15 protein-coding genes are annotated in these 17,730 nt (G+C 61.2%); 7 read left to right on the top strand and 8 right to left on the bottom strand.

From position 1 onward, the window contains the following. Positions 1-29 precede the first annotated feature (29 nt). The 3 genes from DW899_RS07145 to DW899_RS07135 form a co-directional block, all read right to left on the bottom strand. Entirely contained in the window at positions 30-788 is a 759-nt protein-coding gene (locus DW899_RS07145; protein WP_117564470.1) for a TIGR00730 family Rossman fold protein, read from the bottom strand. A gap of 213 nt (positions 789-1,001) precedes the next feature. After that, positions 1,002-2,141 (bottom strand): tRNA guanosine(34) transglycosylase Tgt, encoded by a 1,140-nt coding sequence (tgt, locus tag DW899_RS07140; protein ID WP_055250876.1) that lies wholly within the window; start codon positions 2,139-2,141, stop codon positions 1,002-1,004. A 454-nt stretch (positions 2,142-2,595) separates the two neighbouring features. Further along, on the bottom strand, positions 2,596-3,396 hold the full coding sequence (locus DW899_RS07135; RefSeq protein ID WP_006235414.1) for an SDR family NAD(P)-dependent oxidoreductase: 801 nt from the start codon (positions 3,394-3,396) through the stop codon (positions 2,596-2,598). Positions 3,397-3,690: 294 nt separating this feature from the next. On the opposite strand from DW899_RS07135, the gene DW899_RS07130 reads away from it, so the two are divergent. Then, complete coding sequence (locus DW899_RS07130; RefSeq protein WP_117629060.1) at positions 3,691-5,472, top strand: hypothetical protein; 1,782 nt, start codon at positions 3,691-3,693, stop codon at positions 5,470-5,472. Between the two features lie 306 nt (positions 5,473-5,778). Here the strand turns inward: DW899_RS07130 and queA are convergent, their stop codons facing one another. From queA to DW899_RS07115, 3 genes are all read right to left on the bottom strand, one after another. Further along, positions 5,779-6,990: a tRNA preQ1(34) S-adenosylmethionine ribosyltransferase-isomerase QueA gene (gene queA, locus DW899_RS07125; RefSeq protein ID WP_117629596.1), complete on the bottom strand. Its 1,212-nt coding sequence runs from the start codon at positions 6,988-6,990 to the stop codon at positions 5,779-5,781. Between the two features lie 70 nt (positions 6,991-7,060). After that, positions 7,061-7,636 carry an epoxyqueuosine reductase QueH gene (locus DW899_RS07120; protein ID WP_117800467.1) on the bottom strand — a complete coding sequence of 192 codons (576 nt, stop codon included), beginning with the start codon at positions 7,634-7,636 and terminating at the stop codon, positions 7,061-7,063. A 62-nt stretch (positions 7,637-7,698) separates the two neighbouring features. Then, the gene (locus DW899_RS07115) at positions 7,699-8,268 is read right to left on the bottom strand and encodes a DUF3267 domain-containing protein (protein ID WP_117800466.1); all 570 of its coding nucleotides are present in this window, start codon (positions 8,266-8,268) and stop codon (positions 7,699-7,701) included. 132 nt (positions 8,269-8,400) lie between these two features. On the opposite strand from DW899_RS07115, the gene DW899_RS07110 reads away from it, so the two are divergent. After that, on the top strand, positions 8,401-10,551 hold the full coding sequence (locus tag DW899_RS07110) for a methionine--tRNA ligase (protein ID WP_117800465.1): 2,151 nt from the start codon (positions 8,401-8,403) through the stop codon (positions 10,549-10,551). A 37-nt stretch (positions 10,552-10,588) separates the two neighbouring features. Then, entirely contained in the window at positions 10,589-11,692 is a 1,104-nt protein-coding gene (locus DW899_RS07105; protein ID WP_117800464.1) for an RsmB/NOP family class I SAM-dependent RNA methyltransferase, read from the top strand. Between the two features lie 24 nt (positions 11,693-11,716). Here DW899_RS07105 and DW899_RS10565 read toward each other — a convergent pair whose 3' ends face one another. Beyond that, positions 11,717-11,887, bottom strand: a complete 171-nt coding sequence (locus DW899_RS10565) for a hypothetical protein (protein ID WP_158550943.1) — start codon at positions 11,885-11,887, stop codon at positions 11,717-11,719. 190 nt (positions 11,888-12,077) lie between these two features. Here DW899_RS10565 and DW899_RS07100 point away from each other — a divergent pair, with 190 nt between their 5' ends. After that, positions 12,078-13,169 (top strand): hypothetical protein, encoded by a 1,092-nt coding sequence (locus tag DW899_RS07100; protein ID WP_089572116.1) that lies wholly within the window; start codon positions 12,078-12,080, stop codon positions 13,167-13,169. Positions 13,170-13,249: 80 nt separating this feature from the next. Here the strand turns inward: DW899_RS07100 and DW899_RS07095 are convergent, their stop codons facing one another. Continuing rightward, positions 13,250-14,140 carry a DegV family protein gene (locus tag DW899_RS07095; protein ID WP_117800463.1) on the bottom strand — a complete coding sequence of 297 codons (891 nt, stop codon included), beginning with the start codon at positions 14,138-14,140 and terminating at the stop codon, positions 13,250-13,252. Between the two features lie 320 nt (positions 14,141-14,460). On the opposite strand from DW899_RS07095, the gene DW899_RS07090 reads away from it, so the two are divergent. The 3 genes from DW899_RS07090 to DW899_RS07080 all read left to right on the top strand — a co-directional run bounded on the left by DW899_RS07090 (position 14,461) and on the right by DW899_RS07080 (position 17,477). Continuing rightward, positions 14,461-16,377 carry a fructose-1,6-bisphosphatase gene (locus tag DW899_RS07090; RefSeq protein ID WP_117800462.1) on the top strand — a complete coding sequence of 639 codons (1,917 nt, stop codon included), beginning with the start codon at positions 14,461-14,463 and terminating at the stop codon, positions 16,375-16,377. Positions 16,378-16,455: 78 nt separating this feature from the next. After that, positions 16,456-16,851: a GtrA family protein gene (locus DW899_RS07085; protein WP_117564479.1), complete on the top strand. Its 396-nt coding sequence runs from the start codon at positions 16,456-16,458 to the stop codon at positions 16,849-16,851. Between the two features lie 218 nt (positions 16,852-17,069). Next, a complete protein-coding gene (locus DW899_RS07080; protein ID WP_055250894.1) occupies positions 17,070-17,477 on the top strand; it encodes a GtrA family protein in 408 nt (135 codons plus the stop codon). The last annotated feature ends 253 nt before the right edge of the window (positions 17,478-17,730 follow it).

Here is a 17,730-nt window from a genome sequence, read left to right as displayed (position 1 = left end):
CGTATTCATGTCGCGTGGGCACGATTGATCTACATCAGCCCGCTGAGCGCAATGTCAACGGCCTCGTTGAGGTCGTCGGTAATGTGTACCAGATCCGGATCGAGCGGGCTAATCATACCGGTGCTCATCACCGGGCCGTTGAGCCAGTCGAATAGGCCCTGCCAGTACTCGGTGCCCACCAGCACGAGCGGCATGCGCTTGACCTTGTGCGTCTGCACCAGCGTGAGAACCTCGAACATCTCGTCGAGCGTGCCAAAGCCGCCGGGAAATACGATGGCGCCCGAGCTGTACTTAACGAACATGGTTTTGCGCACAAAGAAGTAGCGGAAGTCCATGCCGAGGTTCACGTATTTATTGAGCCCCTGCTCGTGCGGAAGCTCGATACCCAAGCCGACCGACTTGCCGTTGGCGCTCGCCGCTCCCCTGTTGGCCGCCTCCATGACGCCGGGACCACCGCCGGTGATAACCGCCACGCCGCGCTGGGCGATCTTGCGGCCAACGGCGCGTGCCGCCTTGTAGAGCGGATCGGTCTTGGGCGTGCGGGCACTGCCGAAGATGGTCACCGCAGGACCAAGCTCGGCAAGTGCGCCAAAACCATCAACGAACTCTGCCTGAATGCGCAGCACGCGCCAGGGGTCGGTGTGCAACCAGTCGGTCGAGTCCTCGGGCGCCAGCAGGTTGGCGTAGGTGTTGTCCTTGGGAATCATGGGGCCGCGCATGACCACGGGGCCGCGGCGGTACGTCTCGTCGTAGGCAGGCTCGCCCTCGACGTTCTCATTCTTAATCATGGGTACTCCTATCGAGAAAAAGAAAAGCGGGCGGGGTCGACGCCATGCGTCAAACTCCCGCCCGAACATCAACTATTCGGTATGGTACCCACGATGCATCAAGTGCTTGCAAGCTATCGGTCATCGGTCGCGCAAGCGGTGTTAGCAAACGTGATGACCGGCCGGCGCTCGCCCCTTGCCGTTGCCCGCGCTCTGCAAGCGCCCGTGCTGCTCTTAGTAATCCACCGCCGCAGGGCTGTTCATCCAGTCGCTCACGAACGCGCCGTAGCGGCCCTCGATAATGGCCTGGCGGGCCCGCTGCATAAGGTTGAGCAGGTAGTAGATGTTGTGCATCGAAAGCAGAATGCCGCCGAGCATCTCCTTCTGCGTGACCATGTGACGGATGAGCGCACGGCTGTAACCGCCCGTGCACACCGGGCAGGTGCAGGTGGGATCGATGGGACCGTCGTCGTGCGCAAAGCGAGCGTTGCGGAAGTTGAGGCGACCCTCGCTGGAGAATGCCGTGCCCATACGGCCGGTGCGCGTCGGCAGCACACAGTCGAACATGTCGATGCCCACGCCCACGCCGCGCACGAGCGTGGTGGGGTTACCGACACCCATCAGGTAGCGCGGCTTATGCTTGGGCATGTACTCGCTCACGAGCGGCGCCAGGGTCTCGAACATGGTCTCGTGATCCTCGCCCACCGAATAGCCACCGATACCATAGCCCGGGAAGTCGCCGCACTCCTCCAGATGGCGCAGCGAGCGCAGGCGCAGATCCAGGTGCATGCCGCCCTGAACGATACCAAAGAGTGCCTGGTCGTCGCGGGTATGCGCCTTATAGCAGCGCTCGGCCCACATGCTCGACAGCTCGACGGCACGCTCAACGTAAGCGCGCGTGGCGGGATAGCCCGGGCACTGGTCCAGCTGCATGCAGATGTCGGAGCCGAGCTTCATGGCGATTTCCATGTTGTCCTCGGGCGTCCAAAACACGTGGCGGCCGTCGTAATCGTTGACGATAAAGCGCACGCCCTCGTCGGTGAGCTTGACGGCATCGTTGTGGCTGAAGACCTGGAAACCGCCCGAGTCGGTGAGGATGGGGCCGTGCCAGTTCATGAACTTGTGCAGGCCGCCCAGCTCGGCGATGGTGTCCTCGCCGGGACGCATGGACAGATGATAGGTATTGGCGAGCACGATCTGGGCGCCGAGCTTCTTGACAGTCTCGGTAGGAATGCCCTTGACGTTTGCCTTGGTGCCCACGGGCATAAAGATCGGCGTCTCGATGTCGCCGTGCGGGGTGTGCAGTACGCCGGCGCGCGCGTGCGTCGTCGGATCCTCGGCAATCAGGTCGAATTTAAAAAGGTTCTGGTCCATAAACTGGAACTCCTTGGTTGCGGTTCATACGCAAACCATTATACGGGCAACCCGCAAGAAGCACCGACTCGACAGAAACTGGCGCGAGGAGGATACGGCAGGGACACGGCAAATGAGCGTGGATTTTTGGACGCTTACCGGATGAGCGTGGATAATCTCCCACTTTTGCCCAAAGCACAGCCCAAAAACGGGAGATTATCCACTTTCATTCTGCGGGCACTCATTTAAGTACGTCCCCGATGAGTGGAGCTATTTACCAGCCACGCCAACGCCGATGTTTTGGCAACGCCGATGTTTTGACAACGTCAGTGAGCGGTCACCAGGGCGAACAAATTGGCATGAAAAGAGGGCGGCATTGACCTTCTGGTCATGCCGCCCTCTTTGAATGACAAGTTGTCGCCCTGGTGACCGCGCAGCGTCGACCCGTTACGCGGTTTGGTAAAACCGCGTAACCCTACGGACGCTGGCCCATGCCACCCTCGAGGGTGACGGTCTCGCCGTTCATATACTTAAAGTCGGGACCGCAGAGCTGAACGACAACGCGGCCGATTTCCTTCTCGACGTCGCCGTAGTGGCCAGCCGGCGGCATGTGGACGTTGGCCTTGAACGCCTCGGGATAGGCATCCTGGAAGTTCTCGAGCGCAGCGGTCCAAGCAAGCGGGCAAACGATATTGACGTTGATGCCGTCCTTGCCCCACTCGTTGGCGGCAACGCGAGTCAGACCACGGATGCCCTCCTTGGCGGCGGCATAGCTGCACTGACCATAGTTGCCAAACAGGCCGGCGCCCGAAGCAAAGTTGACCACGGAGCCCTTGGTCTCCTTCAGGTGCGGGTAGGCCTTCTGCATGTACAGGTAGGTGGCATACAGACCGGAGTAAATGGCGAGGTTGAACTGGTCCATGGTGTGGTCGGCGATGGTCACGCCCGAAGCGCTGGCCTGAGCATTGTTGACGACGGCGTCGATGCGGCCGAACTCCTCAATGGCCTTGTCGATGACGTTCTGGACGACGGCCTCGTTGTCCTGACCAGCCGAGACATCGGCCTGAACAGGCAGAACCTTGACGCCGTACTCGGCCTCGAGGGATTCCTTGGCGGCCTCGAGCTTGGCGACGTTGCGGCCGGTGATGACGAGGTTTGCGCCCTCCTTGGCAAAAGCGATATCGATACCGTAGCCGATGGAGCCAGCGGAGCCGTCCTTGAGCGTGGCCTTGCCGCCGCCGGTGACGATCACGGTCTTACCAGTGAAAAGTCCCATACAAAGTCCTTTCAAATCGCGACGGGCCCGCCCGTCGACTGCGCGCATCCAACTTCACGCGCCAAAAGCTGACATGCAACTTTAGCGTGTTCAAGTGAATAGAAAAGGCCTCGGTAGGCGAACGGCATAACGTCTTTCGGCGAAGGGATTGTCAAGTACAAACTGGATAAAGTGGCCGAGTTTTTGCTATCGACACGAGCCATCGAACACGTTTTGAAACTTTGCTGCAGCGCGCGGGATGTCGGCGCGAGACTTTATCATAGGGTGACAAACAACGATGAGGAGCACATGCCTATGACAGACGAGCTGGACCCCCAGACTCAACAGCATATTGATAACTCCGCAGACACCATTGACGGCTGCGATACTTCCACCAGAAGCGATGGCGGCATTGATGCCGCTGTCGAGGAGGCTCCTGCCGCCGCAGACGAGGCCGCAGACGCAAATGTCGCCGCAGAGCAAGACAAAGAAGAGCAGCTAGAGCAGCCGGACCCGAGCGATACTGAGCCCAAGGCTGAGAACGCTCCGCAAGCAGCAGGTCCCATCGAGGTGTCTTCGGAAGAAGAGCTCGACGCCGTCATGGACTCCATGATGGATGCCGTCAAAGCGATGAAAGACGCCGTGGCCGACGCTGACGTTGACGCCGAGGAAGAGGAGGCCGCCGAGGCAGCCTCGACCTTCGTACCCGGCGAGACTCCGGTTGCCGACCAGGGCAGCACCATGCCCTCGTTTCTGCAGCTCGAGCATCCCACGATTGGTGCCGATGCGGTCGACCCGCACGCAGCAGGCTTTTCTGTAATCGAGGGCGGTACCGGCAATATCGCCGTGCCGCAGGCTGCCGATGCGGACGCTGCCGACACCGCTCGCCCGACCGCCCCGCACTCCTCCGCCGCGAGCCGCGATCTGGGGACCGCTGTCTCGAACACTGCGAACGCCGTGGGCACCTTTATCGCCCAGGGTGCCTCGGCCATGCGCGAGATGAACGCCGCGAAAAAGGCACTTGCCGATGCCCGCGCCCACCTGGCCGAACTTGAGCAGCGCATTGCCGATCAGGCCGAGGAACTCGAGACGCGCCAGGATATCGCAGGCCGCTACGACCAGATCGTCGCCGACCAGCGCCAGGCGATTGCCACGGCCCAAAAGACTGCAGCGGCCGCCGAGATTGACCGTGATGCCCACGCCTCCAAAGCGACAGAGCTCAAGGGTCAGCTCGAACAAATGAAGACAGAGGATGACGCGACTGAGCTCCGTCTGAAGGCCGCGCTCGATGCCGTGGAGGCCCGCGAGGCGAGCTCGCGCGAGACCGGCAACCGCCTCGTTCGACGTCTTGAGGATTCCAAGCGCATCCGCGACAAGGTGAAGGCAGAGCGAGACGCCGGCATTGCCGCCGCACAACAAACCGTCGACGCCACGCGCGCCCAGCTCGAGACGCTGCGTCATGAGTATGCCGAGCTGCAACGCAATCCCTCGGCAAATCCCGCCAACTATACGGTGCGCACCAGCGAGCTCTCGATGCAGATTTCCGACACGGCAGATGCCCTGCGTAAAGCCGAAGAAGATGTCCCGCGTATCACCGCCGACCTTGAGCACTCGCTTGCCGCAGCCGAGCAGGCCGTCGAGCAGGCTCAAGCCCCTATCGCCGACGCAAAACGCGCGCACCAAGCCGTGACGACCGAAGCCGATGCCGCGCGCGACGAGCTGCAGACGGCGAAGACAGCCGCCGCGACTCGTCAGCGCGAACTGCGCGAGAAGATCACTGCCGAGGACAAGGCACGCCGCGACCAGGAGCAGAGCATCGCCAACGCCCAAGCAGATGCCGCACATGCGCAGTCGATCATCGAACAGGCGACCGAAGTGCACGACCACCCAGAGATCACTGAGTCGCTTGCAGGATCCTTGGCCCGAGACAAAGCCGAACACACCGAGACCGAGCGAGAAGTCGCCCAGCTCGAGGCCACCGAGGACGCGGTGCGCGAACGTACCCGCGACTCACGCATCAAATTCACCGGCGCCATCGTCTGCATCGTTGCCGTAGTTCTCGTGATCATCTTGATCTGGCTGTTCGCGAGCAAGTAACCACTCCCCAACGATTACAAGGACTGTCCCCAGGTGCCGGCACATAAGGAACGTCCCCAAGTGCCAACAAAGGCGACGCCGATGTTTTGGCGCGGACAGCGAAAACCCGCTAGAGCGGCATCCTCTTGACAACCAAAGAAATGCCGGTGTTTTGGCAACGACAGCGAGCGGGTCGCATTTGAGACAAGGTGACGTGAAACGAAAGGGCGCTGACCTTCTGGTCGCGCCCTTGAAGTTGAACGTCAGATTGTCCAAATGCGGCCCGCGCAGCGTCGGCCGGTTACGGCGTTTGGAAAACGCCGTAACCTACAAAATGAGCATGGCGTCGCCAAAGCTGAAGAAGCGGTAGCGCTCCTCGATGGCGGCGGCATAGGCATCCATGATCTGGTCGCGGGTGGCAAGTGCGCTCACGAGCATCATGAGCGTGGAGCGCGGCACGTGGAAGTTCGTGATCAGCGCGTCGACCACGTGATAGGTCGAGCCGGGCATGAGGTAGAGCTGCGTCGTCGCGTTCTCGCGCACCACGATGTCGCCGCGGCCGAGCGTGTCGGCCCCATCCTCGCGGCCCTCAAAATAGCGCGCCGTCACGGCCGGATCAGACACCGGTGCCTCAGCGTCAAAGGCGCTCTCGAGCGAGCGTACTGCGGTGGTGCCGACGGCGATCACGCGGTGCCCCTCGGCCTTCGCCTTATGCACGGCGTCGACAACCTCCTGTGACACGTGGTAGCGCTCGGTGTGCATGACGTGCTGCGTGGGGTCGTCCTCCTCCACCAGACGGAAGGTATCAATACCCACCTCGAGCTCGACGGCGGCAAACTTCGCGCCCTTGGCCTCGATAGCGGCCATGAGCTCGGGGGTAAAGTGCAGACCCGCCGTAGGAGCGGCAGCCGAGTGCTCCTCCTTCATGGCGTAGACGGTCTGGTACTTCTCGGGATCGCCCTCGTAATCGGTAATGTAGGGCGGCAGCGGCACGTGACCGGCAGCATGAATGGCCTCGTCGAGCGTGCGCGGCTCGCCGGCGGCATTGCAGCCGGCCGGCTCAAAGCGCACCAGACGGCCTCCGCGGCTATCAGTGACAAAGTCGATGACCTCGGCCGTCAGCACCACGGGAGCCCCCTCGGGCGCATGGGCGCCACCGGCGCGATACTCAATCTGAGCACCGGGCTTCAGGCGCTTACCCGGCTTGACCAGGCACTCCCAAACGTGGCCCAGCGGGTCAACATCCTCACGGCGCTTGAGCAGCAGCGTCTCGACCACGCCACCCGAGCCGGCTTTGCGACCGATCAGGCGGGCCGGCATCACACGCGTCTTGTTGATGACGAGCACATCGCCCGGCTCGATATAGTCGATGATGTCGCGGAAGATGCGGTGCTCAACGGTACCGCCGTGCTCCAGCGGCTTCCCCGCCTGGGAGCCTTTGCGATCCACCACCAGCAGGCGGCAGGAGTCGCGCGGCTCGGCAGGAGCCTGGGCAATCAGTTCCTCAGGAAGGTTGTAGTCAAAATCATCGGTACGCATAGACACGTCGGATACTCCTTATATAGCTAAAGTCCGCTCTACATCCTAGCAGGCTGACGTCCCAAACGAACTACTTTTTGGCGGCTTTGCGCTCGTCGCGGATGCGGGCGCGGTCCATGGCCGCCTCGACAGCAGAAAAGCGGCAGCCGCAGTAGTTCTGTCGATACATGCCCAGTTCGCGCGAACGGCGCGTAGCCTCGGGATAATACGGGCGAAAATCGCGAATCACCGGGGTGAGCCCATGGGCGGCCGCCAAACGCTCAAGCACGTCATTGCAGGTGTCGAACAGCTGATACGGCGAGACGGCGAGCGTCGTACCCACATATTCGAACCCGCGCTCCTGGGCCACACGGCATGCCTCGGCCAGACGCAGGGCATAGCACGCACGACAGCGACGGGGTCGATCGGCGCTCAACGGGGCCACACCGGCCTCCCAGCGCTCGCGGTCCTCGCCTGTCTCGATAAGCTCGATGTCGCCATCGGCACACCACCGGCGCAGTTCGTCCAGGCGGCGCTGCCATTCATCGCGCGGTTGAATATTGGGGTTGGTCCAGCAAATCGTGGGCTCAAACCCCTCCTCGCGCAGCAGGCGGACCGGCTCAAGCGAGCACGGCGCACAGCAGGCGTGCAGCAGCAACGGCTTCATCAGCATCTCCTCCTCTGCAATGATTTTTTAATCCCCGTCCCAGAAAAATCATCCCAAAAAGACTACCTTGCGAAAAATCGCACGCCAAAGGATGTGTCCTCGCAGGCGACAATGCGGCGGTCGCGCAGGATGGTCCGCACGTAATACCAATCGCCCACGCAGCCCGACAAGTGCAGACCAGCCGCCAGGTAGCACAGCAGCGGATAGCCCGAAAACGCAAACCCCAGGGCAAGCGTTGTCGTCACAACAACCGTCGGCGCCAGACAAACCGCCATGTACCGCCGGCGCGAATACACAACGCCCTCGGCGCAGGCATAGATCATCGCCGTCTCGCGATTCGCCCCAAAGGTCACCTGCGCGCCCGCAGGCGCCAGCAGCTTAAAAAACACCGCATGCACCAGCTCGTGCACGGCAAACGATGCCATTGAGACCGCAGCCAAGCCGACTATCCAGCCCACGACAGCCATCCAGCCGCCCGCCTCAGCCGCGTCCAAGTCCGCAGGCCCGCCCAACAGCATAAACACCGGCACCAGGCACACGGCAAACACCGCGATCACGGCCATCCCCCACACGAAGCAAGCGTGTAGAAAATCCTCGTCCTCAAACGCATGTATGTTGGAAATCTCATTCATAGCATCTTAGGATAGCGCCCCTGCCACGTACCCGTCCGCATGTGCGATAATGTCGAACGATATGCACGAATTGACCACCGCATCGCCAGGCCTTGCGCCCGGCCGCGCTCTTACCATATGCGAAGGAGTCCCATGGCATCCAAATACTCCATGAACGACCGTCCCAGCTGGCCTCGCCGCGCCATCGTTACCGCCGGCGAGCCCTACGGCAACAAGGGCCTTCACTTTGGCCACGTCGGTGGCGTCTTTGTCCCGGCCGACTTCTTCGCCCGCTTCCTGCGCGACCGCCTGGGCCGCGAGAACGTCATCTTCACCTCGGGCACCGACTGCTACGGCTCGCCCATCATGGAGAGCTACCGCAAGCTCAAGGAGAATGAAGGCTACGATAAGTCCATCGGCGAGTATGTCGAGTCCAATCACTCCCGCCAGGCCGCGACCCTCAACAACTACAACATCAGCTGTGACATCTACGGCGGCTCGGGCCTTGAGCCGGCTGCGCAGATTCACAACGAGGTGACCGCGGAGATTATCGAGCGTCTGCACGAGCAGGGCACCATCTCCAAGCGCTCCACGCTGCAGTTCTACGATGCCAAGGCCGGCACGTTCCTCAACGGCCGCCAGGTCATCGGCCGCTGCCCCATCCAGGGCTGCAAGTCCGAGAAGGCTTATGCCGACGAGTGCGATCTGGGCCACCAGTTTGAGCCCGAGGAGCTCATCGCGCCCAAGAGCCAGCTCACCGGCGAGGTGCCCGAGCTGCGCCCGGTCGACAATCTCTACTTTGATCTGCCGGCCTACCTCGACTTTATGAAGACCTATACCGCCAAGCTCGCCCAGAACCCGCAGGTTCGCTCCGTGGTCTCCAAGACCATGGAGGAGTGGCTGCTGCCGGCTCAGCTCTACATCCAGAACAAGTTCCGCGAGGCCTTCGATGCCGTCGAGGACCAGCTCCCCGAGCACACCGTGCTGGAGCCCGAGGGCAACAAGAGCAGCTTTACCGTCACCTTCCCCAGCTGGAAGGAGCGCGACGACGCCCACGCGGTGCTCGCCAACGGCGGCGTGCGCTTCCGCAGCGGCAAGGCGCTCGTGCCCTTCCGCATCACCGGCAACATCGACTGGGGCGTTCCGGTGCCCGAGGTTGACGGCGTAACCGACGTCACCTGCTGGTGCTGGCCCGAGAGCCTGTGGGCGCCCATCAGCTACACTCGCACCGTGCTCGCACGCGATGCCAAGGCCGCCGGCGTGACCGAGGGCGTCGCCGCCCAGGATGCCGCCCTCATGGGCGAGCCCGCCGCCGATTCCACGCAGGTCCCCGCGCCCACCTACCAGCACAGCTCGCTCGACTGGCGCGACTGGTGGTGCTCGGACGACGCGCAGATCTACCAGTTCATCGGTCAGGACAACATCTATTTCTACTGCATCGCGCAAACCGCCATGTGGGAGGCCCTGGGTTGGGACCTTACGCAGAGCACCGTCAGCGCCTGCTATCACCTGCTCTACATGGGCAAAAAGGCGAGCTCGTCCTCGCAGACCCCTCCCCCGCCGGCAGACGACCTGCTCAACCACTACACCTGCGAGCAGATGCGCGCGCACTGGCTGTCGCTCGGCCTATCCGAGAAGCCGGTGAGCTTTAGCCCCAAGGCATACGACACGCGTGTGACCGGCAAGGACAAGGACGGCAACGAGGTGCGTGCCTGCGACGACAAGCGCGTTATCGATCCGGCCCTTAAGGAGAGCGCCCTTTTGACCGGCGTCTTCAACCGCCTGGCCCGCAGCTGCTTCTACGGCGTCGCCGTCAAGGAGGGCGACGAGAGCCCCTACCGCAACGGCTGCATCCCCGCCGGTGCCGCTTCTGACACCGTGGTCGAAGCCGCCGAGCAGGCAGCTCTCGCCTTTGAGCAAGCCATGTACAAGTTCGAGACGCACCGCGCGCTCGCCGTGTGCGACGACTACCTGCGTGCCGCCAACAAGCGCTGGAGCGACGCCTCTAAGGCCGCCAACAAGCTCGAGGGCGAGCCGGCAAACGCCGCAATGACGCAGGCCCTCGTCGACGCCTTTACCGAGCTGCGCGTGGCGACCGTGCTCATGCACGGCATCGTCCCTGCCGGCTGCGAGCTCATCTGCGAGTACTTCGACGTTGACCCGCTCGCCTTCTTTAGCTGGGATAACATCTTCGCCTCCACGGATGAGTTTGTGGAGAGCCTGGGCGAGAAGCCCGGCGAGCACCGCGTGAAGCCGCTACCCCCGCGCTTCGACTTCTTCAGCAAGCACGAGAGCCAGTACTAAAACACTCGACATGTAATGGAATGGGAAGGAAAGACGGATGTCCAAGCCGCGTCGTCGTAAGCAGAAAAAGCAGGTCAAGGCCGAGCTCAAGCTCAGGCAGTTTGCCGCCACCGAGCTTTCCGACCAGCTTGCCGCCCAACCCTCCGCCGCCGATCTGCCGCGCTTTATGGTCGACACGGTCGCCGGCGCCTATGCGCCCGCCGATGCCGAGCTCATGATCAAGGGCTTCGGCGCCGCGGTCACACGCCCGGTCACGCTGCGCGCCAACACGCTCAAGGCGACCGCCGAGGACATCGCCGCCGCGCTCGACGCAGCCGGCATCGCCCACCAAACCGTCGCCTGGTACTCGGACGCTTTCATCCTGCCCGAGGCCCAGGTTTCCGACCTGTGGGACCTCGACATCTACCGCGACGGCAAGATCTACTTGCAAAGTCTGTCGTCCATGATGCCGCCGTTGGTCTTGGGCGCCCAGGCCGGCGAGGACATCCTGGACATGTGCGCGGCCCCCGGCGGCAAGACGACGCAGATCGCCGCCCTCACGCAGGGGCAGGCGCACCTTACCGCCTGCGAGATGAGCATTCCCCGCGCCGAGAAGCTCGAAGCCAACCTCCACCGCCAAGGCGCAAAAAACGTGCCCGTCATGCGCATCGACGCACGCGAGCTCGACGAGTTCTTCCGCTTTGACCGTATCCTGCTCGACGCTCCCTGCACCGGCACGGGCACCGTCGTCAGCGGCAACGAGAAGAGCCTGCGCGGCCTCACCGAGCAGTTGCTGAGCAAGTGCGCCCGCTCGCAGCGAGCACTTCTGGACCGCGCCATGGGAGCCCTCAAACCGGGCGGCACGCTCGTCTATTCGACTTGTTCGATCTTGCCGCAGGAAAACGAGGACGCCCTGCAAGAGGCCCTCGACAAGCATATGGACTGCGAGCTCATCCCCCTCGACGGCACGCCAAGCGAAAGTGAGGCACGCCGCGCCCAGGAAGCTGGCGAGAAGCCGCGCATCGAGTCCAACGCCCTGACCGAGGCCATTGCCGCGGGTCAGGTATCGGCCATCGCCAACGGCCTGCCCGGCACGCTCACCATTCCGCCCAGCCGCGAATTTGAGGGCTTCTACATTGCCCTGATCCGAAAACGCAGCTAGCGTACGGATCCAAAACTCAACAAGCTATCTCCGTGCGCGTTTGTCCTGCTGGTCGCGATGCTGTTTAAGCATCGCGCGCTCCTTGCGTTCGGCCCTTTTGCCCTTAATGGCCGTGACCACAAAGTAGATGACCGCGGCGGCAACGATTGCGCCCACGCATAGGCCAATCGAGCCCAACATTGCCGAAAATTCCATACCGCGTCACCTCTCTTTTAAACGGGACTTTCAAGATAGCACCTCGATCCCCGCCACCACAGCTCCTTCACGTTCGCCGCCCTTCGGTCTAACGGAGGACGCGGCGGGGAAAAATCAACTCGTCAAACGATTTAGCAAGCACAACGCTGCCGGCACCCTGCCGGCCGTCATCACATAGAATCGAGCCTCCATGGATACCCTCAACGATCTAAATGAGCGCGTCGACGCCTTCGTCGGCACCAGCTCCTTCGACACGCCTGCCGCGGCAAACGACCAAGCCCCCATCGATGTGCCCGCCGAGGTTCACGAGGACATTGTCGCCTCGGTCGATTTCTCCGAGGTCGAGCTCGCAGACGAGTTCACCGAACCCCAGGTAGCCGTGACCCCCAACGGACTGCTTCCCATGGAGCCGCTGCCCATCGACGGGCGCCTGCGCAAGGCGGCCCTTCGCATGCCTGACGAGATTGAGGAGGCCAGCGGCTTCACGCTCTTTGGCCGTCGTATCAAATCGCTCATCTACACCACCGACGTCGCGGTCATCCGCAACTCCAATGCCGATGCCGTCTTTGCCGTTTACCCCTTCACGCCGCAGCCGGCCATTACGCAGGCGCTGCTGACCGTCGCCGAGTGCCCGGTCTTCGTAGGCGTGGGCGGTGGCACCACCACCGGTAAGCGCTCCGTGCAGATGGCAGCCGTCTCCGAGATGCAGGGCGCGGCGGGATGCGTGGTCAACTCCCCCGCCACCGCCGAGATGGTCGAGCACATCACCAACATCGCCGACATCCCCGTCATCGCCACGGTCGTTCGTTGCGACGACGATGCTCACGCCAAAGTGCGCGCCGGCGCCAAGATCCTCAACATCGCCGCCGGCAAGAACACGCCGCAGGTCCTGCGTGAACTGCGCGAACACTATCCCAACCTGCCGCTCATCGCGCCGGGCGGCAAGACGCCCGAGAGCATCCGTGAAACCATCGCCGCCGGAGCCAACGCCATCATCTGGACGCCGCCTTCGGCACAGCAGCTACAGACCGACATGATGCAGCGTTATCGCAAGATGAAGGAAGACGCCACACCTGTCATCTCGCGCGACGATGTACCCATTATCGACCAGGTCGCCGCCGCCGAGGTCAGCCAGGTCGAGAACATGAATCCCGATGTGCCGATTCCCGACGAAGTCATCGAGCGCGTCGCTTCGATCCACGAGCGCGTCGAGGAGCATCGCGCCAACCGCGGCCTCAAGCCGTCACTGCACGGCTTCTTCTTCCGCGGAAAGAAACGCTAGCAAAACATCTTGGCCCGCCCCACAAACGTGAGGCGGGCCGTTTTCGTTTGAGCAATCATGCAGCGACGTGATGGGGCAAATTAATCCACGCGCTTGTCGCCCATAAAGAAGAGCGCCACCGTACCGGGTCCGGTATGCGAGCCAATCAGAGTACCGATGTTATTGATCTCAATCTTGCCTTTAAGCTGCGGAACCTGTTCCTCAATCAGCGCCGCAACCGCCTCGGCATCCTCGCGGCACGCCGAGTGCGACATGATGCACTTACCCGAATAATCCGCACCGTCCTGCACGTGTGCCATCATGGTCTTAGCCATCTCGGAAATCGCGCGCTTCTTAGTGCGAATCTTCTCACGTGGCGACAGCCCACCTTCGCAATCGACCGTCATAAGCGGGCAAATCTTAAGCGCCGTGCCGATGATCGCGCTCGCAGCCGAAATGCGACCGCCGCGCAGGTAGCTCGACAGATCGGTCGAAAAGAACCAGTGGTGCAGGTTTAGTTTGTGCTCCTCGATCCAGGCGGCCGTCTCGTCGAGCGAAGCGCCGCTATCGCGCACGTCGGCGGCGCATTCCGCCAGCAGGCCAAAGCCCGAAGACGCTGCCAGCGAATCGATGACGCGCACCTTGCCGCCCTGGGGATAGCGATCCGCGAGCATCTGCGCCGCAACGCAGGCCGATCCATACGTGCCCGAAATACCCGACGACAACGTCAGGTGCAGCACGTCTTTACCCTCGGCAACAAACGGCTCCCAAAACTCCTCGTACTCGCCCACGCTCACCTGAGACGTCTTGGGCATGGCGCCCGCGGCAATCTGGGCAAAAAACTCGTCCGGCATAATCGACTGATACAGATCGTCCGTATAGACAACATCGTCGATCTCGTAATGAAAACACACGACGGGGATATTGCGCGACGCAAAGAACTCACGGGTTCGGTCGGCGGCGGATTCACAGGTCAGGACAAAATCACTCATATGAGGCTCCTTACTCATTGCTGCGCAAATTATCGCACAGTGAGCCTACATACGGTACATATGTCCACTATTTACCAAATCGAACCAAAAATAGCGAACATCTTTACCACCATCGTCTCCACCGGCCCCACGCATAAATATCTGAGAAAACACCCTCTGTCGTCTCCACTCAACCGCCATATCTACCTCAACTAAATCGATTTACCAAACCGTTCAGCCGACAATTCAGCCGCTGGCGCAAAATCGAAACAAAAGCGGCGCATACTGATAAACGTTTGACGCTGTTTATCAGTTTTACCAGCTCCATCGGAAGGTGTTTCATGGTCGCATTCGATCGCAACCCGCAAGACTTTAAGTATCTGCGCCTGCTGTCGAGACAGTTCCCCACCGAGCAATCCGCGTTTACCGAGATCATCAATCTCTCAGCCATCCTCAACCTGCCCAAAGGCACCGAGCATTTTATGAGCGACGTGCATGGCGAGTACGAGGCCTTTATGCACATCCTCAACAACTGCTCGGGCGTCGTGCGCGAGCATGTCGACGAGATTTTTGGCGACACGCTCACCTTTGACGAAAAGGGCGAGCTGTGCACGCTCATCTACTACCCGCACGAGAAGATCGAGCTGGTCCGCAGCCAGCGCGAGGACTCGCCCACCTGGTACAAAACGATGCTTGACCAGCTCATCATGGTCGCTCGTTCGCTTTCAAGCCGCTACACCCGCTCCAAGGTTCGTAAGGCCATCCCACGCGATTACGCCTACATCATCGACGAGCTGCTACACACGCATCCGGACGAGAACAACTATCGTGTGCGCTATCACGAGCGCATCGTGGAGTCCATCCTGGAGACCGCAAGCGCCGACGACTTTATCGAGTCGCTCGCCTCGCTCATCAAGCGCCTGGCCGTCGACCACCTGCACCTGGTGGGCGACATCTTCGACCGCGGCGGCGGCGCGGCCAAGATTATGGACCGTCTGCTCACCTACCATTCGCTCGACATCCAGTGGGGCAACCACGACCTGCTGTGGATGGGCGCTGCAGCCGGTGAGCCCGCCTGCATCGCCACGGTGCTGCGCAACAACCTACGCTACGACAATTACGAGATCCTCGAGAATGACTACGGCATCTCGCTGCGCGAGCTTGTTGCCTTTGCCGATGCCACCTACACCGCCGGTGAGCCCATCACCCCGCTGATCAAGGCCATCAACGTGCTGCTCTTTAAGCTCGAGGGCCAGATTATCCAGCGCCACCCCGAGTTCGATATGACCGACCGCCTGCTGCTCGACAAGATCGATCACGACGCCGGCACGGTCACGCTCGCCGACGGCAGCGTGTGGCCGCTCACGACCAACGACTTCCCCACCGTCGACCCGACGGACCCCTATACGCTCACGTCTCAGGAGCAGCACATCATCGACAAGCTCGTGTCCGAGTTTGTCACCGCCGATCACCTGCATCGCCATATCGATTTCCTCTATTCCCACGGCTCGATGTACAAGGTCGCCAACGGCAACCTGCTGTTCCATGGCTGCGTGCCGCTCAACGAAGACGGCACCTTTAGCAGCATGAACTGCCTGGGCACCTGGCACGCTGGCCGCGATTATCTCGATTTTTGCGACCACATCGCCCGCCGCGCCTGGCGCGTGGGCGACCGCGACGCCCTCGACTGGATGTGGTACCTGTGGATTGGCTTTAACTCACCCGCCAGCGGACGCCTGGTGCGTACCTTTGAGCGCGCCTATATCGCCGATAAGAGCACCTGGGTCGAGCCGATGGACCCGTACTTTACGCTTACCAAGTCGCCCTCGGTCTGCGATGACATCATGCGCGAGTTTGGCGTCGTGCCCATGGCATGTTCACCGACCGGCCACATCATCAACGGCCACACGCCCGTTAAAACCACCAAGGGCGAGCAGCCCATCCGCGCCGAGGGCAAGCTGCTGGTCATCGATGGCGGCTTCTGCCGCGCTTACCATCCCAAGACGGGCATCGCCGGCTACACGCTTATCTCGAGCTCGCGCGGCTGCCGCCTCAAGTCGCACCGGGCCTTTACGACGGTTGCCGAGGCACTCACGCGCAACGTGGACATCGAAAGCGAGACCAACCGCTTTGACGAGGCCGACCGCCGCCGCATGGTGAGCGACACCGATACCGGTGCCAAGATCCGCAGCCAGATCCAGGACCTACGCCAACTGCTCGATGCATATAGAAACGGTGCTATCGAGGAGCGCGCCTAGCTCCACCCGCGGGGATTGGCTAAACTTGCTGAGTTTGTCATCCCCGCGGCGCTTCGGCGCCAGCTTAAGGCAGGTACCATGCAAAAGCTCCTTGCGCAGATCATGAAATTTGGCGTCGTCGGTGTCATTGCCACGGTCATCGACTTTGGCATTATGAATCTGCTCCACTACGGTCTGGGCCTCAACATCCTGATCGCCAATACCAGCGGCTTTATCATCTCACTCATCTTTAACTACCTCGCCAGCATGAAGTACGTGTTTGCGCACAAGGAGGGCATGAGCCGCCGCCGCGAGTTCATTATCTTTGTCGTGTTGTCCGTGATCGGTTTGGGACTCAACGACGGCATCGTGCTGGCGCTCAACGCCGGCCTGGGGCTCGAGGCCAATATCGCCAAGATTTGCGCCACCGCGCTTGTCATGGTCTACAACTTTGTGACCCGAAAGATCTTCCTGGAAGGCGACGAGACCAAGTAACTCGCAACCTTACAGCTTTACAATGCCCACGGATGACGCGCGTCGAGCGCTGTGTTGTTCGTGGGCATTGCTCGTTTACGGGCAAATTTTCAACGTTTGCGGATTAGCTCTTGAAAATTTGGCGAGTTCGTATAGTTCTTGGCAAGGACCTTACGTTTCCCTTGCAAAAGCTCTAAAGTATCCTCTGCTCGATTCATCAACGCATTGGATGTGATTACGTGCGCAAGGCACTGGCACAACCTCATACCAAGCAGTTCCTCAAGTTCGCTGTCGTGGGTCTTATCTCCTTTGGCATCGACTGGGGTATGCTCATTGCGCTCGTCGAGCTGTTTCACCTCGATTTTTTGATGAGCACCACGGTCTCGTTTACCACCTCCGTTGTGGTCAACTACTGGCTCAGCATGAAGTACGTGTTCGACCACCGCGAGGGCATGAGCCGCAAGCGCGAGTTCACGATCTTCACCATCCTGTCGGTGATCGGCCTGGGCCTCAACGACCTATACATGTTTGTGGGCGTCACGTTTTTGAGCATCGGCTACCAGGCCATGAAGGCCATCGCCACGTTCCTCGTCACCTGGTACAACTACTTCAGCCGTCGCTTCTTTCTCGAGGGCGCACGGTCGTAGTCGATTCGCTATTTGCTTGAATGTATAACCGGTTGGAATTCTCGTTCCAGCCGGTTTTTTTGTTTGTGGAGCAGGCTGAGGAAGGCATGCGAAGCGGGCCACAAGACCGAAATGGGACACAGTTTCCGCGATGAGGCCTTACCGGAAAGTGTATCCCGGAATCAGTCACCAGAACAGGACGCAGTTTCCAGATGAACCCCCCATGCGGAAAGTCCATCCCGGAATGAGCCCTCAGAGCGGGACACGCTTTCCG

Origin of the sequence: Collinsella sp. AM41-2BH, from assembly GCF_003468085.1 — a bacterium.
Taxonomy (GTDB): Bacteria; Actinomycetota; Coriobacteriia; order Coriobacteriales; family Coriobacteriaceae; genus Collinsella.
The sequence above is the reverse complement of the archived record's forward strand: the minus strand, read 5'-3'. Positions and strand labels throughout refer to the sequence as shown.